This window comes from Mesorhizobium sp. M0292 (assembly GCF_040321695.1).
GTDB lineage: Bacteria > Pseudomonadota > Alphaproteobacteria > Rhizobiales > Rhizobiaceae > Mesorhizobium.
In genome coordinates this window covers 158,926-183,479 of record NZ_JAMYSB010000009.1, presented here as the reverse complement: position 1 = coordinate 183,479, position 24,554 = coordinate 158,926, and the positions used below count along the sequence as shown (strand labels likewise).

Annotated in this window: 25 protein-coding genes and 1 pseudogene; 23 read left to right on the top strand and 3 right to left on the bottom strand. The window is 63.4% G+C overall.

Going from position 1 to position 24,554, the window contains the following annotated elements:
* Positions 1-10: 10 nt before the first annotated feature.
* The 3 genes from NKI96_RS16600 to NKI96_RS16590 are packed head-to-tail and all read left to right on the top strand — an operon-like array spanning position 11 to position 1,946.
* Entirely contained in the window at positions 11-847 is an 837-nt protein-coding gene (locus NKI96_RS16600) for an ABC transporter ATP-binding protein (protein ID WP_023821516.1), read from the top strand.
* Entirely contained in the window at positions 844-1,593 is a 750-nt protein-coding gene (locus NKI96_RS16595; RefSeq protein ID WP_023682022.1) for an ABC transporter ATP-binding protein, read from the top strand. The genes NKI96_RS16600 and NKI96_RS16595 overlap by 4 nt, the downstream gene beginning before the upstream one ends.
* 14 nt (positions 1,594-1,607) lie before the next feature.
* Positions 1,608-1,946 carry a hypothetical protein gene (locus NKI96_RS16590; protein WP_023821517.1) on the top strand — a complete coding sequence of 113 codons (339 nt, stop codon included), beginning with the start codon at positions 1,608-1,610 and terminating at the stop codon, positions 1,944-1,946.
* A 10-nt stretch (positions 1,947-1,956) separates the two neighbouring features.
* On the opposite strand, the pseudogene NKI96_RS16585 reads toward NKI96_RS16590, so the two are convergent.
* Positions 1,957-2,728: pseudogene (locus NKI96_RS16585) on the bottom strand (efflux RND transporter permease subunit); the annotation flags it as partial.
* Between the two features lie 198 nt (positions 2,729-2,926).
* Between NKI96_RS16585 and NKI96_RS16580 the strand changes: the two are divergent.
* Positions 2,927-4,204 carry a 4-aminobutyrate--2-oxoglutarate transaminase gene (locus NKI96_RS16580; RefSeq protein ID WP_023821519.1) on the top strand — a complete coding sequence of 426 codons (1,278 nt, stop codon included), beginning with the start codon at positions 2,927-2,929 and terminating at the stop codon, positions 4,202-4,204.
* A gap of 131 nt (positions 4,205-4,335) precedes the next feature.
* On the opposite strand, the gene NKI96_RS16575 is transcribed toward NKI96_RS16580, so the two are convergent.
* A complete protein-coding gene (locus tag NKI96_RS16575; protein WP_023821520.1) occupies positions 4,336-5,589 on the bottom strand; it encodes an NAD(P)/FAD-dependent oxidoreductase in 1,254 nt (417 codons plus the stop codon).
* Between the two features lie 491 nt (positions 5,590-6,080).
* On the opposite strand from NKI96_RS16575, the gene NKI96_RS16570 reads away from it, so the two are divergent.
* The 18 genes from NKI96_RS16570 (at position 6,081) to trmB (ending at position 23,360) form a co-directional block, all read left to right on the top strand.
* Positions 6,081-7,373 carry an imelysin family protein gene (locus tag NKI96_RS16570; protein WP_027049334.1) on the top strand — a complete coding sequence of 431 codons (1,293 nt, stop codon included), beginning with the start codon at positions 6,081-6,083 and terminating at the stop codon, positions 7,371-7,373.
* A gap of 59 nt (positions 7,374-7,432) precedes the next feature.
* Positions 7,433-7,744: a (2Fe-2S)-binding protein gene (locus NKI96_RS16565; RefSeq protein ID WP_023669536.1), complete on the top strand. Its 312-nt coding sequence runs from the start codon at positions 7,433-7,435 to the stop codon at positions 7,742-7,744.
* Positions 7,710-8,195 carry a bacterioferritin gene (gene bfr / locus NKI96_RS16560; RefSeq protein ID WP_023669537.1) on the top strand — a complete coding sequence of 162 codons (486 nt, stop codon included), beginning with the start codon at positions 7,710-7,712 and terminating at the stop codon, positions 8,193-8,195. Before NKI96_RS16565 ends, bfr begins: the two co-directional genes overlap by 35 nt.
* A 12-nt stretch (positions 8,196-8,207) precedes the next feature.
* Positions 8,208-9,797, top strand: coding sequence for a di-heme oxidoreductase family protein (locus NKI96_RS16555; RefSeq protein WP_352805230.1), 1,590 nt, complete (start codon positions 8,208-8,210; stop codon positions 9,795-9,797).
* Positions 9,797-10,876, top strand: coding sequence for an imelysin family protein (locus tag NKI96_RS16550; RefSeq protein WP_352805227.1), 1,080 nt, complete (start codon positions 9,797-9,799; stop codon positions 10,874-10,876). Before NKI96_RS16555 ends, NKI96_RS16550 begins: the two co-directional genes overlap by 1 nt.
* 3 nt (positions 10,877-10,879) lie before the next feature.
* Positions 10,880-11,995: a DUF1513 domain-containing protein gene (locus NKI96_RS16545; protein ID WP_352805225.1), complete on the top strand. Its 1,116-nt coding sequence runs from the start codon at positions 10,880-10,882 to the stop codon at positions 11,993-11,995.
* Between the two features lie 107 nt (positions 11,996-12,102).
* On the top strand, positions 12,103-12,780 hold the full coding sequence (tsaB, locus tag NKI96_RS16540) for a tRNA (adenosine(37)-N6)-threonylcarbamoyltransferase complex dimerization subunit type 1 TsaB (RefSeq protein WP_352805222.1): 678 nt from the start codon (positions 12,103-12,105) through the stop codon (positions 12,778-12,780).
* Positions 12,780-13,274, top strand: a complete 495-nt coding sequence (rimI, locus tag NKI96_RS16535) for a ribosomal protein S18-alanine N-acetyltransferase (RefSeq protein ID WP_352459199.1) — start codon at positions 12,780-12,782, stop codon at positions 13,272-13,274. The genes tsaB and rimI overlap by 1 nt, the downstream gene beginning before the upstream one ends.
* A 28-nt stretch (positions 13,275-13,302) precedes the next feature.
* On the top strand, positions 13,303-14,103 hold the full coding sequence (gene olsA, locus NKI96_RS16530; RefSeq protein ID WP_352543375.1) for a lyso-ornithine lipid O-acyltransferase: 801 nt from the start codon (positions 13,303-13,305) through the stop codon (positions 14,101-14,103).
* Positions 14,104-14,179: 76 nt separating this feature from the next.
* Positions 14,180-15,589, top strand: a complete 1,410-nt coding sequence (miaB, locus tag NKI96_RS16525; RefSeq protein ID WP_352805218.1) for a tRNA (N6-isopentenyl adenosine(37)-C2)-methylthiotransferase MiaB — start codon at positions 14,180-14,182, stop codon at positions 15,587-15,589.
* A gap of 83 nt (positions 15,590-15,672) precedes the next feature.
* Positions 15,673-16,665 carry a PhoH family protein gene (locus tag NKI96_RS16520; protein WP_027049340.1) on the top strand — a complete coding sequence of 331 codons (993 nt, stop codon included), beginning with the start codon at positions 15,673-15,675 and terminating at the stop codon, positions 16,663-16,665.
* 17 nt (positions 16,666-16,682) lie between these two features.
* Positions 16,683-17,189, top strand: a complete 507-nt coding sequence (gene ybeY / locus NKI96_RS16515; RefSeq protein WP_023669546.1) for an rRNA maturation RNase YbeY — start codon at positions 16,683-16,685, stop codon at positions 17,187-17,189.
* A gap of 28 nt (positions 17,190-17,217) precedes the next feature.
* Positions 17,218-18,312 carry a hemolysin family protein gene (locus NKI96_RS16510; RefSeq protein WP_023682011.1) on the top strand — a complete coding sequence of 365 codons (1,095 nt, stop codon included), beginning with the start codon at positions 17,218-17,220 and terminating at the stop codon, positions 18,310-18,312.
* A gap of 20 nt (positions 18,313-18,332) precedes the next feature.
* Positions 18,333-18,803 carry a VOC family protein gene (locus NKI96_RS16505; RefSeq protein ID WP_023669548.1) on the top strand — a complete coding sequence of 157 codons (471 nt, stop codon included), beginning with the start codon at positions 18,333-18,335 and terminating at the stop codon, positions 18,801-18,803.
* 77 nt (positions 18,804-18,880) lie between these two features.
* Positions 18,881-20,473, top strand: a complete 1,593-nt coding sequence (lnt, locus tag NKI96_RS16500; RefSeq protein WP_352805215.1) for an apolipoprotein N-acyltransferase — start codon at positions 18,881-18,883, stop codon at positions 20,471-20,473.
* A gap of 137 nt (positions 20,474-20,610) precedes the next feature.
* Positions 20,611-21,030, top strand: coding sequence for a helix-turn-helix domain-containing protein (locus NKI96_RS16495; RefSeq protein WP_023669550.1), 420 nt, complete (start codon positions 20,611-20,613; stop codon positions 21,028-21,030).
* A gap of 222 nt (positions 21,031-21,252) precedes the next feature.
* Complete coding sequence (metK, locus tag NKI96_RS16490) at positions 21,253-22,518, top strand: methionine adenosyltransferase (protein WP_023669551.1); 1,266 nt, start codon at positions 21,253-21,255, stop codon at positions 22,516-22,518.
* A gap of 140 nt (positions 22,519-22,658) precedes the next feature.
* Positions 22,659-23,360 carry a tRNA (guanine(46)-N(7))-methyltransferase TrmB gene (gene trmB, locus NKI96_RS16485; protein ID WP_023669552.1) on the top strand — a complete coding sequence of 234 codons (702 nt, stop codon included), beginning with the start codon at positions 22,659-22,661 and terminating at the stop codon, positions 23,358-23,360.
* A gap of 41 nt (positions 23,361-23,401) precedes the next feature.
* On the opposite strand, the gene NKI96_RS16480 is transcribed toward trmB, so the two are convergent.
* Positions 23,402-23,566, bottom strand: coding sequence for a hypothetical protein (locus NKI96_RS16480; RefSeq protein ID WP_023669553.1), 165 nt, complete (start codon positions 23,564-23,566; stop codon positions 23,402-23,404).
* A 335-nt stretch (positions 23,567-23,901) separates the two neighbouring features.
* Between NKI96_RS16480 and rimP the strand changes: the two genes are divergently transcribed.
* A complete protein-coding gene (gene rimP, locus NKI96_RS16475) occupies positions 23,902-24,546 on the top strand; it encodes a ribosome maturation factor RimP (RefSeq protein WP_023669554.1) in 645 nt (214 codons plus the stop codon).
* The last annotated feature ends 8 nt before the right edge of the window (positions 24,547-24,554 follow it).

The following is a 24,554-nucleotide window of genomic DNA, read 5'->3' as shown; positions in this document are numbered from 1 at the left end:
GTGGTGACCAATGAGCGGTGCACTTCTCGATGTCGACGACCTGCGCGTCACCTTCCCGACTCGGACCGGCCTCATCCAGGCGGTGCGCGGCGTCACTTTTTCGCTTGGCCGAGAGCGGCTGGGCATTGTCGGCGAAAGCGGCTCCGGCAAGTCGCAGACCGGCCGCGCCATCATGGGGCTGACGCCGCCGCAGGCTCTGGTTTCGGCCAAGAAGCTCGCCTTGGACGGCATCGATCTTTTGGACATACCCGCCCGCCAGCGCCGGGCGCTGCGCGGCAAACGCATCGCCATGATCCTGCAGGATCCGAAATATTCGCTCGACCCGGTGATGAGCATCGGCCGCCAGATCGTCGAGACGCTGCGCACGCATGAAAAGGTCTCCAAGGCCGAAGCGCGCGAGCGGGCGCTGGCCATGCTGGAAGCTGTGCAGATCCGCGATCCCTCGCGTGTCTTCGACCTGCATCCGCACGAGGTGTCCGGCGGGATGGGCCAGCGCGCCATGATCGCAATGATGCTGATCGCCGGACCGGAACTGATGATCGCCGACGAGCCGACCTCGGCGCTCGACGTCACCGTTCAGCTCGATGTGCTCGGCATCCTCGACCGCTTGGTCAGTGAGCGCGGCATGGGTCTGATCTTCATCTCGCACGATCTGCGGCTGGTCGCCTCCTTCTGCGACCGCGTCATCGTCATGTATGCCGGCAAGGTGGTCGAGCAGCTCAAGGCGTCGGAGCTGCGCGACGCCAAGCATCCCTACACGCGCGGCCTGCTCAACTGCATGCCCAGGATCGGTTACGAACGCCACCCGCTGCCGGTGCTCGACCGCAAGCCGGAGTGGGCGGCATGACGCCAGCCATTTCGATTGAAGGGCTGGAGGTGGTGTTCGACCGTTTTCGCGCGCTGAAAGGGGCGAACCTCGAGGTGAAGTCCGGCGAATCCTTCGGCCTGGTCGGCGAGAGCGGTTCCGGCAAGTCGACGCTGCTCAAAGCCATTGCCGGCCTGGTGCCTGTCGCATCCGGTACTATCACGGTCAATGGCAAGACGCTGGGAGCGCGCCGCGACAAGGCTTTTTATCGCGAAGTGCAGATGGTCTTCCAGGACCCCTATGGTTCGCTGCACCCGCGTCAGACCGTCGACCGCCTGCTACAGGAGCCGCTCGCCATTCACGGCTTTGCCGATGGCGAGCAACGCATCCAGCGCGCCCTCGACGAGGTCGGATTAGGCAACGGTTTCCGTTTCCGCTACGCGCACCAGCTCTCCGGCGGTCAGCGTCAGCGCGTGGCGATCGCGCGGGCGCTCATCCTCGAACCGTCGATCCTGCTGCTCGACGAACCAACCTCGGCGCTCGACGCTTCGGTGCAGGCGGAAGTGCTCAACCTGCTGGAAGAGGTTCGCCGTCGGCGCAAGCTGACCTTCCTGATGGTCAGCCACGACCTCGCCATCATCACCCATATGTGCGAGCGCCTAATGGTGATGCAGAACGGCGAAGCGGTGGAAAATCTCACCGCGAGCCAGCTGATCGGGCATCGCGTAGAGAAGGATTATACGCGCAATCTGTTGAGGGCGAGCGAGGGGTTTGTGCGGACCGCTTGAATCTGGGGTTTCCTATGGCGGAATGGACGTTCGAAGACCCACCCAATGTCGCGGTGTTGTCGGACAGAAGCATATTTAAACGTGGTGACTGGATCGCATACGTTGTGCACGAAGCTGATGACGACGATAACCACAACGATGAGGGTGGCAGTTGGCAATTTCATAGCAACGACAAGCAAAATCGAGATGAACCCGAGATAATGCTCGTCAGCCTCCAGAATGTGGTTCAGCGGGATGAGAGCATCCTGGAATTGGCCGATTTGCCAAAAGGCTGGCATGCTTGGCGCAGTTCAAAATTGTCGCCCTGGCAGCGCGCTAAATCACTCCCTGTACCCTCCAACGACAACGAGTGATGCAGGAGGGCTAAGTCGAGCTTTGCGCCAGTTCGCCGTTCTCTGGAACAGATGGTTCGTCCCCCTGCTTAGGCTCCTTGATCCTGAACCACGTCACATAAAGCGCCGGCAGGAACAGCAGCGTGATCGCCGGCGATGATGCCGCCCATCATGGCGTATGCCATCGGGCCCCAGAACACTTCGCGCGCGATCGGGATCAGCGCCAGGCTGGCGGCCGCGGCCGTCAGCGCGATCGGCCGCATGCGGTGCTCGGTCGCTTCGCTACGGCTTCCCAGCGGTCTTGGCCCTCGGCCACCAGATCCTCGATCTGCACGATCAGGATCATCGAGTTGCGGATCAGGATGCCGATCAGCGTCAGGACGCCCAGAATGGCGACGAAGCCGAGCGGTACGCCGCTCGGCACCAGGGCCGCGACCACGCCGATCAGGCCGAGCGGCGCCACCGCCACGACCAGGAACAGGCGCTGAAAACTTTGCAACTGGATCATCAGGATGGTCGCCATCACGAACAGCATCAGCGGCACCACCGCTGCGATCGGTCCCTGGCTTTTGGCGCTTTCCTCGACCGAGCCGGCGGTTGCAACGGAATAGCCGGGCGGCAGTTTGGCGATGAAGGCGTCGACCGACGGCTTCAATTCGTTGACGACGGTGGCCGGCAGCACGCGCCAACGAGGCCTGCGCGAACGGTGATCGTCGGGATGCGGTTGCGCCGCCACACCGTCGGCTGTTCGAGGTCGTAGCGGAAGTCGCCACTGCCGCGAGCGGGATCGCTTCGCCGTTCCCGTTGACGGGTGAGCTGTCACGGACTGCCCCGTACGTGTATCGGTCGGCTGGTTAAGACCGGTCTGTCGAAGTGGCCCGCATCGATGACAGGCCCAATCGCCCGGCGGCGGTGCCGACTTGAGGAAAACGTGAAATAAGGTCAGAAGAGGCCTTGGCATTCATCTAACGAGAACGGGCGTCGGCCCGATGAGGGACGAAATGAAGAACGCAGCCATTTCCGAGCGCAAGAACCAGTCGATCTCGCGCGGCGTCGGCATGACGACGCAGATCTATGCCGACCGCGCCGAGAATTCGGAGATCTGGGATGTAGAAGGCCGCCGATACATCGATTTCTCCTCCGGTATCGCCGTCGTCAACACTGGCCACCGCCATCCCAGGGTGATCGAGGCGGTCAAGGCACAGCTCGACCGCTTCACCCATACCTGCCACCAGGTCGTGCCCTATGAGAGCTATGTGCGGCTGGCCGAACGGCTGAACGGCATGCTGCCCGGCAAGTTAGAGAAGAAGACCATCTTCGTCACCACGGGCGCTGAAGCCGTCGAGAACGCCATCAAGATCGCCCGCAACGCCACTGGCCGCCAAGCCGTCATCGCCTTTGCCGGCGGCTTCCACGGCCGCACCTTCATGGGCATGGCGCTGACCGGCAAGGTCGTGCCCTACAAGGTCGGCTTCGGCGCCATGCCGGGCGACGTCTACCACGCGCCCTTCCCGGTGCCGCTGCATGGCGTGTCGGTTGCCGATTCGCTTGCCGCGCTCGACAGACTTTTCAAGGCCGATGTCGATCCGGCTCGCGTTGCCGCCATCATCATCGAGCCGGTCCAGGGCGAGGGCGGCTTCTACGACGCGCCGCGCGAATTCCTGACGGCGCTGCGCAAGCTCTGCGACCAGCACGGCATGCTGCTGATCGCCGATGAGGTGCAGACCGGCTTTGCCCGCACCGGCAAGATGTTCGCCATGGATCATCATGAGGTCGCGGCCGACATTACCACCATGGCGAAGAGCCTGGCCGGCGGCTTCCCGCTGGCGGCGGTCACCGGCCGCGCCGAGATCATGGATGCGCCCGGTCCTGGCGGGCTCGGCGGCACCTATGGCGGCAGCCCGATCGGTGTCGCCGCAGCACACGCCGTGCTCGACGTAATCGAGGACGAAAAGCTGTGCGACCGCGCCAATACGCTGGGCGCCCGGCTGAAACAGCGGCTGCAGTCGATCCGCGACGATGTGCCCGAGATTGTCGACATCAGGGGTCTCGGCTTCATGAACGCGGTCGAGTTCAACGACGTCAAGAAGGGCCTGCCGTCGGCCGAGATCGCCAATGCGATCCGGCTGAAGGCGCTCGACAAGGGGCTGATCCTGCTGACCTGCGGCGTCTACGGCAACGTCATCCGTTTCCTGGCTCCGATCACCATCCAGGACAATGTCATGAACGAGGCGCTCGACATTCTGGAAAGCTCGATCCGCGAAGTCTGCGCTGCCTAGCGCAAACCCCTACCTCCCCCTTGTGGGCCCTTGTGGGGAGGTCGGACCGCAGGTCCGGGTGGGGGCCTCGCGCCGACCCCAACCCCGCTGCTTCGCAGCGACCCTCCCCACAAGGGGGAGGGTAAGTGCGTCTAGCCCGCAGCCCGTGCCGGCTCATCCTGCTGGAACGCTGCCAGTGCAGCCTTCAGCCCGTCAGGTCCCTCAGCAATCGTCTGCGCCATCGGCGAAAACCCGGCCCCGAGCATCTTGCGGCCCAGCATATGGTCGCCCGGCCTGTTGACGGATTCGATGCCGAGCAGCCGGCTTCCAGCATAGTGGTAGATCGAGAACTTGTTCTCAGCGAGGTCGCCCAACACGACATGGCTGTCGCCGCCCGAGGTCAGCCCGACCATCTGCAGTTTCATGTCCCCGATGTCAGACCAGAACCACGGCACCGCCGCATAGGCGCCCGTATGGCCGGTGATCGTGCGTGCGGCAAGCCGCGCCTGGTCGGTGGCGTTCTGCACCGATTCCAGCCGCACCTCGCCGCCGGTCGACCAGTGGCGGTAGGAAGCGGCGTCGCCGATGGCCAGAATATCAGGCACTGAGGTGCGCATCTGTTGGTCGACGCGGATGCCATTGGCGACAGTCAGTCCGGCAGCCTGAGCAAGTTCGACATTCGGCACGGCGCCGATGCCGACGATGACCATGCGCGCGGGCAGCCTTTCGCCGGTGGAGGTGATGGCAGCGCAGACATGGCCGTTTTCCCCTTCCAGCCTGGCAATGGTGGTGCCGGTGAGGATACGCACGCCGATCGCCTCCAGCCGTTGGCGGACATGGCTCGCCACCACCGGCGCTACCGCCCGGCCAAGCAGCCGGTCGACGGCCTCGACCACGGTGACGTTGCGGCCGGCGGCCCTCAGCGTTGCCGCGATCTCCAGCCCGATGAAGCCGCCGCCGAGGATGACCACGTCTTCGCTTTGGGCGCTGAGCGCGCGGATCAGCCGGGCATCGGCGATCGAGCGCAGCGACAGCACGCCCGAGAGGTCGGCGCCCGGTAGCGGCAGGAGCCGCGGCCGCGAACCGGTGGCCAGGATGAGCCGGTCGAACGGCAGCACGCCGCCGCCCGCTATGTCCAGCTTGCGGCCTGCCGTATCGATGCTGTCGATTCGGATGCCCGGCCTGAAGTCGATGGCGCTGCCGGTGTAAAAGGCCTCGCCGCGCAAGAGTTGCGGCTTGGCATCGGCGTCCTTGATGAAGGTCTTCGACAGCGGTGGCTTGTGATAGGGCAGATCGGTTTCGTCGCCGATCAGGATGACCGGCCCGTCATGGCCTTCCTCGCGCAGGCTGGCGGCCGCTTGCACGCCCGCATGACCCGCACCGACAATGACGACCCCGTTCTTCATCGCAACCCGAATTCCTGTTTCAAATCATGGAGCATGATGCCGAAAAGTGTGAAGCGGTTTTTGGACGACATCATGCTTTGATTGTGAGCCGTTCCGCCAGATGGCGATTGTCTGCCGCCGTCGCAAGAGCCCCGGTCCGGGTCGCACCCGGAACGGTCGCTTGTCAATCGCGGCGTCTCTCACCTTGGCTGCTGGCTACGATTTAAAGTTGATAGTGCTAGTTTAGAATAATTCTAAACTGTTGTTTCAATTGAATTTTCCAGGGTTCACCAGTTGACTTCCGGCCTCGCCATCGTTTTATGGAGGCTCGCGCGTCAGCGCATCCCTTTGATGTTTGGGCCTTGAACCCGTTCGATTGGAGGCATTTGGTGTCTTTCTCCCGTGAGCCGCAGAGCGGCGCGGCATCTGTGGTGTCCTACGGCATGCCTATGTCCCGGCACCGTTTGGCACGCGCGCCTTTTACCGAATCCCCTTTGAACTGGAGACTGATGATGACAGCGCGATATGGCGGCAGACTGGCTGCGATCGGTGCCACGGCTATGTTGACGGCGGCGGTTTTCATCCTGCCGGCCAAGGCGGCGGAGATCGATGCCAAGGCGGTCATCAAGACCTATTCCGACATCGCGCTGGCCAAGTACGAGGATTCGCTGACCACGGCGCAGGCGCTCGACAAGGCTGTCGACGCGCTGCTTGCCAACCCGTCGGCGGACACGCTGAATGCCGCCCGCGATGCCTGGAAGGCGTCGCGCGTGCCCTACCAGCAGACCGAGGTCTACCGCTTCGGCAACAAGATCGTCGACGACTGGGAAGGCAAGGTGAACTCCTGGCCGCTCGACGAAGGCCTGATCGACTACGTCGCCAAGAGCTACGGCACCGAGTCCGACGCCAACGCGCTCTACACCGCCAATGTCATCGCCAACAAGGACATCGAGATCGACGGCAAGAAGGTCGACGCCTCGAAGCTTTCGCCGGAGTTCCTCGCCGGCACGCTGCAGGAAGCCGGCGGCATCGAGGCCAATGTCGCCACCGGCTATCACGCCATCGAATTCCTGCTCTGGGGCCAGGATTTGCACGGCACCGGCCCGGGCGCCGGCGAGCGTCCGTACACCGACTATGACCTCAAGAACTGCACCGGCGGCAATTGCGATCGCCGGGCCGAGTATCTGAAGTCGGCCAGCGATCTTCTGGTCTCCGACCTGCAGGAGATGGTCGGCAACTGGAAGGAAGACGGCGCCGCCCGCAAGAACCTCGTCGATGGCCAGCCGAACACCGCTATCTCGGTGATCTTCACCGGCATGGGCTCGCTGTCCTACGGCGAACTGGCCGGGGAGCGCATGAAACTCGGCCTGCTGCTGCACGATCCCGAAGAGGAGCACGACTGCTTCTCGGATAATACCTACAACTCGCATCTCTATGACGCCATCGGCATCCGCGCCGCCTATCTCGCCAGCTACACGCGCACCGACGGCACCGTCGTTTCAGGCCCGTCGGTGCACGATATGGTCAAGGCGGCCGATCCGGCGATCGACAAGGAACTGTCCGACAAGCTCGATGTCTCGGTCGCCAAGATGGAGGCGATCAAGGCGCGGGGAGTGGCCGGCGAGGCCTACGACCAGCAGATCGCCGAGGGCAACACCGAAGGCAATGCTACCGTGCAGGCGGCAATCGACGCGCTGGTCGACCAGACCAAGTCGATCGAACGCGCCGTCGGCGCGCTGAAGCTGAACAACATAGCCTTCGAGGGGTCCGACAGCCTCGACGCACCGGACAAGGTGTTCAAGTAGCACCCCAACCAACCACCAGCCAAACGGCGCGGAGGGGCGCCGTCAGCCAGAGCCAATCCATGCTGATCTGCCATTGCAACATCATCACCGAAAAGGAGATCGAGCAGACGATCGTCGATCTGCTGGATCAGGACCCCTGGCAACTGATCGTGCCGGCGAAGGTCTATCACACGATGCAAAAGCGCGGTCGCTGTTGCGGCTGCTTCCCAAATGTGGTCGAAACGATCATTCGGGTCACCGAAAATTACCACACCCGTTCGGAGGCGAGCGGCGTGGACATCGTTTCACACCTGGATCGCGTCAGAGGCCTGCGCGTCCAATATGGGAGCAGAATCCATGAAAGGCGAACCGCAGATCATCGAGCGGCTTAACGAGGCTCTGTTCCTGGAGCTTGGCGCCGTCAATCAATACTGGGTGCATTTCCGCCTGCTCGAAGATTGGGGATATGCCAAGCTGGCAAAGAAGGAACGCGCCGAATCGATCGAGGAGATGCACCATGCCGACCGGCTGGTGGCCCGTATCATCTTCCTCGAAGGGCATCCCAATTTGCAGTCCGTGGCGCCGTTGCGCATCGGCCAGAACGTCAAGGAAGTGCTCGAATCCGATCTCGCCGGCGAATATGACGCACGCACCGCCTACAAGCGTTCGCGCGAGATCTGCAACGAAGCCGGCGACTACGTGACGATGAAGCTGTTCGAGGAATTGCTGGCGGATGAGGAAGGTCACATCGACTTCCTCGAGACGCAGCTCGACCTCCTTGCCTCGATCGGCGAGGAAAAATACGGCCAGCTCAACGCCGCATCGGCGGACGAGGCGGAATAGGACCATGCAGGAATGCGGCGCCCCATAGATATTCTGCGCCGCTTGCGGCGGGCCGCCGGCCCGCTGCTCCTCAAAAACCCGCGATATCAGGCCTTTCGCGGGCTTTCGGTTGTAACCCTGGCGGCAATTTTGGCCCCGGCCCTGGCCGGATCGTCGGAACCGGTCGGCCTCGCCACGAGCCGCACCGACCTGACGCCGAAGGACCAGGCCCGCGTCCTTGCCGTTACCAGGCCAACCCAGGATTTCTCCAAGCCCGAATCCTTCGAAACGATGCAAGGCGGCGGCGGCACGTCGCGCAAGCAGGTCGACCGCGACGCCTTCTCGCAACCCTCTGAAAACATCACCTTCGAGGAACAGGGCAATTTCAAGCTCGGCAATGCGCTTTTCCGCAAGAACTGGGTGTCGTCGCCATCCTCGACCCAGGCCTCGGATGGTCTCGGACCGCTGTTCAACGAGCGCGCCTGCCAGAATTGCCATTTGAAGGATGGCCGCGGCCGACCGCCGGCCGCCGACCGCCGCACCACGTCGATGTTCCTGCGGCTGGCGCGCGATGCGAGCACGGCCGAGGAAAAGGCCGAGATTGCCGTGCACAAGGTGCTGAACTTCCCCGATCCGGTCTACGGCGCGCAGTTGCAGGAACTGGCGGTGCCCGGCCTCAAGGGCGAAGGCCGCATGTATGTCGATTATCGCGAGGAAAAGGTCACGCTCGGCGACGGCAGCGTGGTTTGGCTGCGCAAGCCGAGCTATTCGGTCGGCGGGCTTGGCTACGGCCCGCTTGACCCGCGCACCACGCTGTCGCCGCGCCTGACGCCGCCAATGATCGGCCTTGGCCTGATCGAGCAGATCGCGCCGGCCGACCTCCTTGCCCATGCCGATCCCGACGACCGCGACGGCATTTCCGGCAAGCCCAACATGGTGCGTGACCTCAGCAGCGGGCAACTGACGCTTGGCCGCTTCGGTTGGAAGGCGCAGACCGCATCGATCCGCCAGCAGGCGGCGGACGCCTTTGCCGGCGATATCGGCATTTCGACGCCGGAAGAGCCTAGCCACTGGGGCGATTGCACCGCAGCCGAAGAGGCCTGCTTAGCCATGCCCAATGGCGTGCAGAAGCGGCTCGGCCCGGTCGAGGCGCCACCACCGGTGATGGACCTCGTCACCTTCTATTCACAGAACCTTGCGGTGCCGGCGCGGCGCGATGTCGGCGCACCCGCCGTGCTCGCCGGCAAGAAGCTGTTCTACGAGATGGGCTGCATTGCCTGCCATACGCCGAAATTCGTCACCATGCGCGGGAACAAGGCGCAGGCGTTCCAACTGATCTGGCCTTATTCCGACTTTCTCCTGCACGACATGGGGCCTGGCCTTGCCGACGGCCAGGCGGTGGGCGATGCCACGGGCAGTGAATGGCGCACCCCGCCGCTATGGGGCATCGGCCTGACAAAGACCGTCAACGGCAACGCTTTCTTCCTGCATGACGGGCGTGCGCGCACGCTTACCGAAGCGATCCTGTGGCATGGCGGCGAGGGGCAGAAGGCGCGCGATCGCTTTGCCGCCGCCAATACGGCCGACCGCGATGCTCTCATAAAATTCCTGGAGTCATTCTGATGCTCAAGCGGGTTTTGCCTGTTCTACTCCTCCCATTGGCTCTGTTCGGTGCGTCCCCGGCATCGGCCTCGGTGAAAGCCTCCGATGTCATTCAAAGAGCGATCGACGGATTTGTCCGCCCCGCCTATGCCAGCCTGCATGGCCATGCCGGCACCTTGGCGAAGGCCATGGACGCGCTCTGCCAGGCGCCGTCGCAGGGCAACCTCGATGCCGCGCATGCCGGATTCTCGGCCACGGTCGCAGCCTGGTCGTCGGCTGAAATCATCGGCTTCGGGCCAATCAAGGAGAACAACCGGCTGGAGCGCATGCTCTACTGGCCGGACCGAAAGAGCATCGGCCTGAAGCAGGTGCAGGCGGCGCTGGCCGGCAAGGATCCGACCGCCACCGATCCGGCGCAGCTGGCGGGCAAGAGTGTCGCGATGCAGGGATTAGGGGCGCTTGAGTTCGTGCTTTACGGCGACGGCGCCGAGACGCTCGTCGGCAAGGACGAGCCCTATCGCTGCGCCTATGGCGCGGCAGTCGCCAAGAACATCGAGACCATGGCGGCCGATGTCGACGCGGCCTGGAAAAAACCGGACGGTTTTGCAGCCTTGTGGGCTAATCCCGGACCCGACAATGCGTTTTACCGCGACGGCACCGAAGCGGTGACCGAACTGGTCGGCGTCTTCATCAACGAGCTGGAAATGGTCCGCGACGTGCGCCTCAAAGGTTTTCTCGGCGCCAAACCGCAGGGTGACAAGCCGAGGCAAGCGATCTACTGGCGCTCGCAAAACACCGGCCTTTCATTAGCCGGCAACCTCTCCGGCATTGATGCGCTGTTCCAGGCCTCGAAGCTCGGCGACGCGCTGCCCGAGGATAGCAGATGGATGGCGGAATCCATCCATATCCAGCTCATCAATGGCGTTGCTACTGCCAAATCCATCCAGGGTCGGATCGACAAGACGCTCGCCGATCCCGCGGAGCGCGGAAAACTCGAACATTTCGCGCTGATCACCTCCAGCCTGTCGGGCTTGATCGGCACCCGGCTAACCGCCGAGTTCGGCCTGACCGCCGGCTTTTCGTCACTGGACGGGGACTGACCAATGGTTGCGACACGCACGCCGCTGATGGACCGCCGCGATTTTCTCAGAGCTGCCGGCGCCGGCTTCGTCGCGTCAATGGCGCCGCGGGCCTGGGCGGACACGCTTGCCGCCGATGCCGTCTTTGCCACCGCCTTCGTCAAGCGCGACGGCAGCTTTGGCGCCGCTGTGTTGTCGGAAGCCGGAAAAGTATTGCATGCGATCGACCTGCCCGACCGTGGCCACGACGTCACGTTCGATCCGGTCTCGAAGCGCTCCGTGGTCTTCGCCCGGCAACCCGGCACCTTCGCCGTGGTCTTCGACCATGCCGGCCGCGAGCCGCCGCTGACCATCGCCAGCATCACCGGTCGGCATTTCTTCGGCCACGGTGTGTTTTCCACCGACGGCGCGCTGCTTTACGCCACCGAAAACAATTTCGACAATGCCGCCGGCGTCGTCGGGATCTACGACGCACGGGCCAAGTTCAGCCGCATCGGCGAGTTTCCGACCTATGGCATGGGGCCGCATGAGCTCTTGCTGCTCGGAGACGGCCGGACGATCGCCATCGCCAATGGCGGCATCGAGACCCATCCCGACTATGGCCGCGCCGAGCTCAACATCGCCACCATGAAGCCGTCCTATGTGCTGGTCGATCGCACAACCGGCGATCTCATCGAAAAGCACGAACTGCCGCCGGCTCTGCACCAGCTGTCGATTCGCCACATGGATGCCGACCCCACAGGCACCATCTGGTTCGGCTGCCAGTACCGCGGGCCGGGCACCGAGCGGCCACCGCTGGTCGGCCGCGCCACGCGCGGCAAGGGGCTGCAGCTGCTCGACATGCCGCAGGACGTGCTATCCGGCTTCCGGAATTACATCGGCTCAGTCGCCACCAACCCGATTGCCGGCACGGTCGCGGTGTCTTCGCCGGAAGGCAATTCGCTGGCCGTGATCGACGCCGCCAGCGGCAAGATCGTCGCCACCAAGGCGCTGGTCGAGGTCTGCGGCCTGGCGCCCGACGGCCCGGGCTTCATGGCAACCACGGGTGCCGGCGAAATCATCGAAGGCAGCGGCGCGACGCGCTCCGAGCCCGACTATGTCTGGGACAACCACATGCTGCGCATCGCGCCGGCGGCGTAAGCCGTCCGGCCTGCACCGAAGCGAAGCCGCTTAACAATTTACGCGCTGGCTCTTGCGGCGGCGCGCCGTGGCGGGCAGAGGGAGACTGTTTTTCGAACCGGTCGCCCATGAAACTGCTCGCCATCGACTGTGCCGCCAATCTCTGCGCCGCTTGCGTCTATGACGCATCGGGCGGCAGAGAGCTCGGCCGCACGGTACTCGATCTCGGCAAAGGCCACGCCGAACACCTGATGGCTGTCATTGACGAAGCGTTGAAAGCGGACGGCACCGATTATGCCGGCCTTGGCGCCGTTGCGGTCTCCATCGGTCCGGGTTCCTTCACCGGCCTGCGGGTGGGCGTCTCGGCGGCGCGCGGCCTGGCGCTGGCGCTGAAGATCCCGGCGATCGGGGTAACGACACTGGAGGCGCTGGCGGCCGAGGCGAGGGCAGCATTTCCCGGCCGCCCGGTCCTGGCCGCTCTCGATGCCGGCCGCGAGGAAATCCATGCCGCGTTTTACGACGCAGATACGATTTTGCGCTATGGTCCGGCGGTGACCACACTTGCACAAGCCGCGGGAATGGCGGCGGACAATCGTCCGGTGCTTGCCGGCACGGCCGCCGTGCAGATCGCAGCCGCGGCCGGTCGCGATTTCGATATCGGCCCGACGGCTGCCACCGCCGACATTGCCGTCTACGCCCGGCTCGCCGCTGCAAAAGGCGAGGGCGACAAGCCGAAGCCACTCTATCTGCGCGGCGCCGATGCCAAGCCGCAGGCCGGGTTCATCCTGTCGAGGCAGGAAAAGTGATGCGCATCCCTTTCCTCCAGCCGCGCCGCAGGGACTATGCGCTCGAGCCGCTGACCATCGCCGACAGCCCGGCAGCGTCGGTGCTGCATCGCGAGGATTTCGTCCGGCCCTGGACCGATGGCGAATTCGCCGCGTTGCTCCAACAGGAAACCGTGTTCGGCTATGCCGCGCGCGAAATCGGCCAGGGCGCCAAGCCGCCGGTCGGCTTCGTGCTGGCCAGGCTTGCAGCCGGCGAGGGCGAAATTCTGACCGTGGCGGTGGCGCGCTCGCATCGCCGCCAGGGGCTCGGCTGGCAGTTGATGGACGCGGTACTGCGCGAATTGCATGCGCAGCGGGCCGAGGCGCTGTTCCTTGAGGTCGACGAGACCAATGTCGCTGCCATCGCCCTCTACCGGCGGCTGGGCTTCCGCCAGGTCGGCCACCGCGCCAATTATTACCGCTCGACCGAACATGGTCCTACCGGCGCGCTTGTCATGCGCCGCGATCTTCGCTAGCCAAAGTTTTGGGGCAGGGCCAAGCTGCATGATCGGAAAAATCAGGATTTTCCTGGCGCTGAGCCTCGTTGTCATCGGTTCGCTGGTCCTTGTGCCTTTGCAGCTGCTGTCGATGAAGACTGGAATCTGGCGCGAGACGGTCATTCTGAAGGCCTGGCACAGCCTCATCGTCCGAACGCTCGGCCTGCGCATCCATGTCAAAGGTGCGCTGTCCAGCCAGCGCCCGCTGCTGGTCGCCTCGAACCATATCTCCTGGACCGACATCATGGTGCTGGGCTCCTTTGCCGATGTGACCTTCATCGCTCGGGCGGACATGGAGGGATGGCCGCTGATCGGCTGGCTGTCGAAACTGCAGCGTACGGTCTTCATCGAACGCGAGCGCAAGCGGACAGCTGGCGACCAGGCCAGCGAGATCGCCAGCCGCATGGCCAAGGGCGACGCCATGGTGCTGTTTGCCGAGGGCTCTACCGGCGACGGCAACACCATCCTGCCGTTCAAGAGCACCTTGTTCGGCGCCGCCTCGATGGCGATTTCGGAAGGCGCGGCCGAGCAGGTCTTCATCCAGCCGCTGGCGATTGCCTACACGCGGGTGCACGGCGTGCCTCTCGGCCGCCGCCACCGGCCGCTGGCTGCCTGGATCGGCGATCAGGACCTGATGCCGCATCTCAAGGTGCTGATGGCCGAAGGCGCCATTGACGTCGAGGTGCATTTCGGCGAGCCCATCGCCTTTTCCAAGGGCTCGAACCGCAAGGAAACGTCGAGGATGATGGAAAGCCAGGTGCGCGCCATGATGCAGGCCGCGCTCGCCGATCCCCGACCGAGCTGCTAGCGCAGGCCGAGCGCCTACAGGCCGATGCCCGAGAATCGTCTGTTTTTTGTCACGGAAAGGCGTTAGAAGCCGCCAGATGGATTTGAACACGATAGAGCGGAACGACCCCGACAGCGTCGCGCAAAACGCGGCTGTGGCGTCCGCCCCGGCCAAAAAGGTCTTCGTCAAGACCTATGGCTGCCAGATGAATGTCTATGACTCACAGCGCATGACCGATGCGCTGGCCGCCGACGGCTACACCGCGACCGACGCCATCGCCGAGGCCGATCTGGTGTTGCTCAACACCTGCCATATCAGGGAGAAGGCGGCGGAAAAGGTCTATTCCGAGCTTGGCCGCATCCGCGACATGAAGGCTGAACGCGCAGCAGTTGGGCGCAAAATGCTGATCGGCGTCGCCGGTTGCGTCGCGCAGGCCGAAGGCGCGGAAATCATCCGCCGTTCGCCTGCTGTCGATCTGGTCATCGGCCCGCAGACCTATCACCGGCTGCCCGATGTCCTGGCCCGGGTGCGTGGCGGCGAGAAGATCGTCGAGACCGAATACGCCATCGAGGACAAGTTCGAGCATCTGCCGAAGCCGAAGCGTGCCGAAATGATCAAGCGCGGCGTCACCGCCTTCCTCACGGTACAGGAAGGCTGCGACAAATTCTGCACCTTCTGCGTCGTGCCCTATACCAGGGGCTCGGAAGTGTCGCGGCCGGTGGCGCAGATCGTCGCCGAAGCCGAGCGGCTGGCCGATGCCGGTGTGCGCGAGGTGACGCTGCTGGGGCAGAACGTCAATGCATGGCACGGCAAGGGTGAGGATGGCATGGAATGGGGGCTTGGCCGTCTGCTGTTCCGGCTAGCCGAAATTCCCGGCCTGGCGCGGCTGCGCTACACCACCAGCCATCCGCGCGACATGGACGACGAATTGATCGCTGCCCATCGCGACCTCCCGGCTTTGATGCCTTATCTGCACCTGCCGGTGCAATCCGGGTCAGACCGCATCCTCAAGGCGATGAACCGCAGGCACACGGCCAAGGACTATCTGGCGCTGCTCGAGCGCATCCGCGCTGCACGCGGCGACATCGCGCTGTCCGGTGACTTCATCGTCGGCTTCCCCGGCGAAACCGACGCCGATTTCGAGGCGACGATGGATCTGGTGGGCCAGGTGAACTACGCCTCGGCCTTCTCGTTCAAATATTCGCCGCGTCCCGGCACGCCGGGCGCCGATATGCCCGATCACGTGCCGGAAGCGGTCAAGGACGAGCGCCTGCAACGCCTGCAGGCGCTACTGCTGAAACAACAGCAGGATTTCGGCCTGGGCCTGGTCGGCAGCACCATCGACACGCTGATCGAGAAGCCCGGCCGTCAGGCCGGCCAGAAGGTCGGCCGCTCGCCCTGGCTGCAGCCGGTTATTGTTGATGAAAAGGCCGGCGAAATCGGTGACATTATCCGGGTGCGAATCACGAAGACGGGCTACAATAGCCTGTTCGCCGAGTTGGCTTGATGGCCTCGGCAGATGAGGAGAGACGGTTGAGCGCTGCTGAAGTGAAGACTCTGCCCCAGAACCAGACATCCGGGGCCTCTGACATGGCGCACATCGTTCTGACTTTCGACAACAACAAGCTTGCCAGCGCCCTGTACGGTCAGTTCGACGAGAATTTGGCCCGGCTTGAGCAGAAGCTCGGCGTCGACATCCGCTCGCGCGGCAACCAGCTGACCATCAAGGGCTCGGCCTCGGCGGCCGAACAGGCGCGCCGCGCACTCGACAATCTCTACGGCATTCTCCAGAAGGGCACCGACATCGGCCAGTCCGACGTCGATGGCGCCGTGCGCATGGCCATTGCCGCCGACGACCAGCTGACGCTGCCGACGCTGGAACGCAAGGGCAAGGTTTCGGCCGCCCAGATCTCCACCCGCAAGAAGACGATCTATGCCCGTTCGCTCAACCAGGACGCCTATATGCGGGCGCTGGAGCGTTCGGAACTTGTCTTCGGCATTGGCCCCGCCGGCACCGGCAAGACCTATCTGGCGGTGGCGCATGCGGCGATGCTGCTCGAACGCGGCATGGTCGAGCGCATCATCCTGTCACGGCCGGCGGTCGAGGCCGGCGAGCGGCTGGGTTTTCTGCCCGGCGATATGAAGGAAAAGGTCGATCCGTATCTGCGGCCGCTCTATGACGCGCTTTACGACATGATGCCGGCCGACAAGGTCGAGCGCGCCATTGCCGCCGAGGTCATCGAGATCGCGCCGCTGGCCTTCATGCGCGGCCGCACGCTGGCGCATGCCGCCGTCATCCTCGACGAGGCGCAGAACACCACGCCGATGCAGATGAAGATGTTTTTGACCCGCCTCGGCGAGAATTCGCGCATGATCGTCACCGGCGATCCGACGCAGATCGATCTGCCTCCAAGCACCAAGTCGGGCCTCGTCGAAGCCTTGCGTGTCCTTGACGGCGTGGCGGGCGCGGTAACCGTGCGCTTCAACGATGTCGACGTTGTGCGCCACCCGCTGGTGGCCGAAATCGTCAGGGCCTATGACCGCGACGCCAAGCTGGCGCGCGGCCTCGGCGCCGAGAGCTGATGTGACGATGCGGGCTCATGCCTGAAGACATAAGACCTGGCGGCGGGGATAGTTCGGTTCCCGTCGAGATCGATATGTCGGTCGAGGCCGGCGACTGGCCCGATGAGGCGGCGCTGACGCGTCTGGTCGATCGCGCCGTGTCGGCTGCCTTTGCCGAAACCGCTGCTGCCGGTCCTTCCGAACTCAGCATCGTCTTTTCCGACGATGCCCATATCCGTACCCTCAATGCCGGCTGGCGCGGCAAGGACAAGGCGACCAACGTCTTGTCTTTCCCTGTTTTTCCGTTCCCCAGGGGTGGCAAGCTGCCGCCCATGCTGGGTGACATCGTGCTGGCCGCCGAGACGGTGGCGCGCGAAGCAGCCCTGGAAGACAAGCCCTTCGAGAACCATATCACCCATCTCGTCATCCACGGCCTGCTGCATTTGCTGGGCTACGATCACGAGACCGATGCAGAGGCCGATGAGATGGAAGCCATCGAGCGCTCAGCGCTCGCAAGGCTTGCCATTCCCGATCCCTACACGTAATGACAAAAGACCAATTGACCGGACGACGATGAACGACAAACCAGAAACTGCCGCCCGCCCCGAGGCTGGCAGTGCGACAAAGCCTTCCGATACGACGGAAGAGGGATCGAGTCCGAGTCCCAGTTCCGGCAGCCCCGCTTCTGGTAGCATTGCCAGCGAGCCATCGCCTGCCGGTCCGTCCCTGTTCGACCGCGTCTTGGGCCTTTTCAGGCAGCGGAACGGCACCAGCCTGCGCGAGGAAATCGCCGGCGCGCTTGCCGAAACGACCAGCGATGCCGGGTCTTTCTCGCCCGGCGAACGCGCCATGCTCAACAACATATTGCGCCTGCGCGAGGTACGCGTCGAGGACGTCATGGTGCCGCGCGCCGATATTGAGGCCGTCGAGATCACCACGACGTTGGGCGATCTGCTCGGTCTGTTCGAGCAGTCCGGCCATTCCCGCATGCCGGTCTATTCCGAGACGCTCGACGATCCGCGCGGCATGGTTCACATCCGCGACGTGCTGGCCCACATCACCAAGGTCGCCCGGGTCAAGAAGGGCAGAACATCCAGGAAGACGCCGGCAACGACGCTTCTCGACCTCGCCCAGGTCGATCTCGGCCGCACCATCGGCGACCTCAATCTAATCCGCCCGGTGCTGTTCGTGCCGCCCTCGATGCTTGCCTCCGACCTGATGGGCCATATGCAGACGACGCGAACCCAGATGGCGCTGGTCATCGACGAATATGGCGGCACCGATGGTCTCGCCTCGCTGGAAGACATCGTCGAGATGGTCGTCGGCGATATCGAGGACGAGCATGACGAGGACGAGCCGCTGATCACCCAGACCGGCGAGGGCGTGTTCGTCGTCGACGGCAAGGCCGAGATCGACGAGGTCGCCAAGATGATCGGCGAGGACTTTACCGCCGGTGAGCATGGTGAATATGTCGACACGATCGGCGGCATGATCTTCAACACGCTGGGCCGCGTGCCCGCGCGTGGTGAGGTTGTGCAAGCCATCCCCGGCTTCGAATTCCACGTGCTCGACGCCGATCCGCGCCGCGTCAAGCGGGTGCGCATCGTCCAGAACCAGAAGGGCGAGCGTCGCCGCCGCGTGACCGCCCCCCGCACCGAGCAGGCCTAGGACAGAACGTCGCCCGGCCGATGACGATCGACGATCCCTTCAAGCACTCAACCTTTGGCTCGGGTGTGTTCTACAAGGACCCGCGAGCCGCATTGAAATGGCTCGAAACGGCCTTCGGCTTCGAGCCGAGCATGGTGGTCAGCGACGCCGACGGACGGCTGGTCCATGCCGAAATGCGTTTTGGCGACGGCTACATCATCGTCGATTCCGAATGGGCCGATCATATTGCCAGTCCGGTAAGCGTCGGCGGCAAGAACACTCAGTCGGTCTGTGTGCATCTGAAAGACGGCCTGGACGTGCATTGTGAGCGGGCAATGGCGGCTGGAGCCCAAATCGTCGAGGAGCCTGCCGCCCATTTCTACGGCGAACGGCAGTATCGGGCGCGCGACCCCGAAGGCCATGTCTGGACCTTCACCCAGACCGTGCGCACCGTGCCGCGCGAGGAGGCCGAGCACCTGAGCGGGCTCACCATCGAGGGATGGCACCGATAGCGCAGCGATCGGCCGGTTCGCGTTTCAATAAATCTGATAAATCTTGGCTCCTGATTCGCGCGACTTGGGAAGTCTGCATGGAGCGCCTTGCCGGCCGGATAATTCTGCTTTGGGGCTGGCGACGCGCGCTGGTGGCGTTTCTTGCCGGGGCGCTGGCGGTGCTCGCCCAGGCGCCTTACGATTTCTTCGCCGTCTGTTTCGTCTCGTTTCCACTGCTGGTCTGGCTGCTCGACGGCGCCACCGGCGAGGCTTCCGACGGCTGGCTCAGGCGCCTGCGGCCGACTTTTGCCATCGGCTGGTGGTTCGGTTTCGGCTATTTCCTCGCCGGCCTGTGGTGGATCGGCGAGGCGCTTCTGGTCGAGGCCGACAGTTTCGCCTGGGCCTTACCCTTCGCGGTCGTCGGCATTCCTTTGGCGCTGGCATTTTTCTACGGCTTCGCCGCCGTCGTCGCGCGGCTGTTATGGACCAACGATATTGGCCGCGTTGCCGCCCTTGCCTTTGCTTTTGGCCTGACGGAATGGCTGCGCGGCTTCCTGTTCACCGGCTTTCCCTGGAATGCCGTCGGCTATGCGGCGATGCCCGTGCCGCTGTTGATGCAAAGCGTGTCGGTGACCGGCATGGTCGGCATGAACGCGCTGGCGGTCTTTGTCTTCGCCATGCCGGCCTTGCTTGCAGCACGCCGGCATGTCCGTCTCGGTGTGGTCCTGCTTGCCATTCTCGTCGCCGCCCATGCCGGCTTCGGCTATGTCAGGCTCGCGACCCCCGACAAGCCGGCAACCCGCACTCTCGATGTCCGTATCGTGCAACCGGATGTCGACCTCAGCGAAAAATGGGACACCTCGGTGCGCGACCGCATCTTCGCCACGATGATGGGCCTGTCGGCCGCAGCGCCCGATCCCGGCCATAACAAACCGCAGTTGATCCTGTGGCCGGAGACCTCGGTACCGTTCCTGTTCACCGAGCGTCCGGACGCGCTGACCGCGCTCGGCGACATGCTGCAGCCTGGTCAGATGCTGATTGCCGGCGTCGTGCGCGAGGAGCGCGGATCCGGGGCGGATGCCGACAGCCGCTACTACAATTCGGTGGTGGCGATCGATGACAAGGGCGAAATCGCTGATGCCGTCGACAAGGTCCATCTGGTGCCGTTCGGCGAGTATCTGCCGTTTTCCGGTCTGCTCAGCCGCTTCGGCATCGGACAGCTCGTCGCCGGGCCGATGAACTTCGCCGCCGGCAACGAGCGCCATCCGATCGCTCTGCCCGGCGGCATCAGCGCCTTGCCCTTTATTTGCTACGAGGTGATCTTTCCTGATCTGGTGGCTGTTGACGCAACGTCATCCCAGCTTATTGTGAACGTCACCAACGACGCATGGTTCGGCGACACGCCCGGGCCGTACCAGCATTTCAGGCAGGCTCAGATTCGTGCGGTGGAAAACGGATTGCCACTGTTGCGCGCCGCCAACAACGGCATTTCCGCCGTTGTCGATACGCGCGGACGCATCGTCGACGCATTGGCGGTCGATGCACGTGGCGCCATCGACGTGCGGGTGCCGATCTCCGGCCAAGCCTTCATCTCCGCCGCGGGGCGGCGCATTAACGGAATGCTGATCATGTTGGTGTTTGCCGCAATCGCCCTCAGCTTGAACGTAAGGCAACGGCTACGGGTGAATTGACAGTCGACACATTAGAAACTCATACTGTTACCGCCTAATTTTCTCGAAGTCGGTTGGTGTTTCTGTTGGGGCAGTTGGCTCCGGCTTCGTTTGGGCGAGAAAAATAGAAAAGGCCGGAAAAATTCGGCGAGGAAAAAATGACAGAAGAAAACAAGAAGAAACCGAATCCGATCGACATCCATGTCGGAAGTCGCGTCCGCCTTCGGCGCAATATGCTTGGAATGAGCCAGGAAAAGCTTGGTGAAAATCTCGGTATTACGTTTCAGCAGATCCAAAAATATGAAAAAGGAACGAACCGCGTCGGCGCCAGCCGTCTGCAGGCAATAGCCTCGATACTCAGCGTGCCTGTCGCCTTCTTTTTCGAGGATGCGCCAGGGCAGGAGCCGGTGGGTAATAGAGGATTTGCCGAGGACACTTCGATGGCTTTCGCCGTCGAATTCTGCGGCAGTCCGGAAGGGCTTCAGCTCAACCGCGCGTTCGTCAAGATCGCGGATGTGAAGGTGCGCCGCCGGATTATCGACCTTGTGAAGTCCCTTTCTGCCGAAGATGCCGAGTGATTCGGTGGGTCGATTGACCCATTGGCCCCAGTAATCCCCTGGGCCCGAGTAGCCCAGAGGCTCGACTGCCGGCGGCGCCAAGCCGCCGGTGGTACAAGATATATTGCTGCGGCACTCATGCCAGAACCGCGGCACCGCTTGACGAGCGGCGCCCGGCACCGTTAACACGTGGCGCGCCAAAATCGGCAGCCCTGCCGATCGTTTTTTCAAGAGGGGACACCCGTGACGCGGCAGAACTACTTCTTCACCTCGGAATCCGTGGCCGAGGGTCATCCCGATAAAGTCTGTGACCGCATCTCGGACGAGATCGTCGATCTGGTCTATCGCGAGGCCAAGAAGACCGGCATGGACCCATGGAAAGTCCGCGTCGCCTGCGAGACGCTCGCAACCACCAACCGCGTCGTCATCGCCGGCGAAGTAAGGGTTCCCGATACTCTGCTGAAGCGGGACAAAGCCGGCAACATCCTCAAGGACGCCGCCGGGCATTCGGTCGTCAACCCGGCCAAGTTCAAGTCGGTCGCCCGCAAGGCGATCCGCGAAATCGGCTACGAGCAGGCCGGCTTCCACTGGAAGACGGCAAAGATCGAGGTTCTGCTGCACGGCCAGTCGCCCGACATCGGCCAGGGCGTCGACAACGCCGCCGACCGCCAGGGCGAAGAGGGTGCCGGCGACCAGGGCATCATGTTCGGCTATGCCTGCCGCGAGACCCCGGACCTGATGCCGGCGCCGATCTATTACAGCCACAAGATTCTCGAACTGCTCGCCGCTGCCCGTCACGAAAACAACGGCGAAGCCGGCAAGCTCGGACCCGACGCCAAGAGCCAGGTCACCGTTCGCTATGTCGATGGCAAAGCCGCCGAAGCGACGCAGATCGTGCTGTCGACGCAGCATCTCGACGCGACCTGGGATTCCAAGAAGGTCCGCAAGGTCGTTGAGCCTTACATCCGTGAGGCGCTCGGCGACCTCAAGATCGCCGACGATTGCATGTGGTACATCAACCCGACCGGCAAGTTCGTCATCGGTGGGCCGGACGGCGACGCCGGCCTGACCGGCCGCAAGATCATCGTCGACACCTACGGTGGTGCTGCCCCGCACGGCGGTGGCGCCTTCTCCGGCAAGGACACCACCAAGGTCGACCGCTCCGCCGCCTACGCGGCGCGCTATCTCGCCAAAAATGTGGTGGCGGCCAAGCTCGCCGACCGCTGCACCATCCAGCTGTCCTACGCCATCGGCGTTGCCCAGCCGCTGTCGGTCTATGTCGACCTGCACGGCACCGGCAAGGTCGACGAGGCCAAGCTCGAGGAAGCGCTGCGCACGGTGATGGATTTGTCGCCATCCGGCATCCGCAGGCATCTCGACCTCAACAAGCCGATCTACGCAAAGACCTCGTCCTACGGCCATTTCGGCCGCAAGGCCGGCCGAGACGGGTCCTTCTCCTGGGAAAAGACCGATCTGGCCAAGGCGCTCAAGGACGCGATCGCTGCTTAGGCATGATTCCAAAAAGTGGGGACCGGTTTTTTGGAAAAGATCATGCTCCAACAAAGGATTAGATTGAGATGAGATTTCAGCCAAATCTCATCTCAATCCCAAATCTCATCTCAATCTAAGCGCGGCGCGCGAACCAAGCCATGGATCCACAGGACAGGCGGAGCCGCGCGACCGAAGGGTTCTTCGGCCGCCGGCACGGCAAGACCATTCGCCCGCAGCAGGCGGCGGCGCTGGAAAGCGGTCTTGGGGCGTATGGCCTCGACCTCTCCGTCCAGGCACCGGCAGAATTGCGCGCGCTATTCTCAGCGGATGTTTCAACGGTTCGGCTGGAAATCGGCTTCGGCGGCGGTGAGCATCTGCTGCACCGTGCCACGGAGGCACCGGCGACCGGCTTCATCGGTGTCGAGCCGTTCGTCAACGGCATGGCCAAGTTGATGATGGCGGTGCGGGAAAAGCCGCTTGCCAATCTTCGCGTTTATGACGACGACGCCACGCGCCTGCTCGATTGGTTGCCGCAGGCGTCGCTCGACGGCATCGATCTGCTCTACCCCGATCCCTGGCCGAAGAAAAAGCATTGGAAGCGGCGCTTTGTCAGCCCGCTCAACCTCGATCGGTTCGCGCGCGTGCTGAAGCCGGGCGGAAAATTCCGCTTCGCATCCGACATCGACACCTATGTGAACTGGACCTTGTTGCACTGTCGGGCGCATGGCGCGCTCCTCTGGCAGGTGCAAGATGGGGCCGACTGGCATCGGCCCTATGAAGGCTGGCCGGGCACACGCTACGAGGCAAAAGCCATTCGCGAGGGCCGACGGCCGGCCTATCTCACCTTCATCAGAAAATAGTTCGATGCGGGAAAGTGTCCCGCATCGACAGCCGGTCTGGTTCAGAAACGGCCGATCTTGCCGAAAGCGGTCGGGTCCATGCCGAGCCGGCGCAGATCGTTGGCGCGCGGCTTGCGGCCGGCTTCGACGGCCCGCGAGGCGGCAACGGCGCTGCCGAACAGGGCAAAGGCGTCGCCTATGGCGGAAAACACGGTACGGTTGCTCATTGTCTTGACCTTTCGCGCGCCACCGCGCGCTCATCTTTGATTTGTGCAGTGCAACATAGATAGGGATGTGAAATCCGGGATCACAGGGCCGTTACCGCATAGCCGGCATGCGCCGCGCGCAATCCTGCCAGCCGTCCCCGGCTGCACTCTGCCCGGCCCGTCAACAGACTTGAAACACCGGCCGGGATCGTTTATATCAGCCTCAAATTCTTGGTCGGTATGACGAAGAGTGGGTCCACCCGGTCCCGCTCTTTTTTATTACCTGCCGGTCAGCCATCAGCAAAGAGATGGTTCGGGACGACGATCATCCTGATCCAGAGAACGACAGGAACCGCATGACTGCAACGGCAAGCGAAGCCGACGACCGCATCATCCGCGAAAGCGGTATCGATGCGCGCATCGCGCTGATCGTTCAGCCGGTGTTGCGAGGCATTGGCTTCCGTCTCGTGCGGGTGCATCTGTCGGGCCAGAACGGCCTGACGCTGCAGATCATGGCCGAACGCGAAGACGGCACCATGACCGTCGAGGATTGCGAAGAGGTCAGCCGCGCTGTGTCGCCGGCGCTCGACGTCGATGACCCGATCGAAAAGGCCTATCATCTCGAAGTGTCGTCGCCGGGCATCGACCGGCCGCTGGTACGCAAGTCGGATTTCGTCACCTGGACCGGCCATCTTGTGAAGATGGAAACCTCGGTGCCGGTCGCCGACCGCAAGCGCTTCAAGGGCAAGATCGCCGAAGCCGGCGAAGACGACATGCTGCTCGAGCGCGACAAGGCCGCCTACGGCGAAGAGCCGACGGTTCGCATTCCTTATGACGCGATCGCCGATGTGCGGCTGATCCTCACCGACGACCTTATTCGCGATGCCCTTTCGAAGGACAACCGGGAACGCAAGGAAGCCAAGAAACGCCGCGGCGAAGCTGATGATGCACCCGAAGGTGCTGAAGGCGGCGCGGAAGACGAAATCGAACAGGAACTATGATGAGCGGC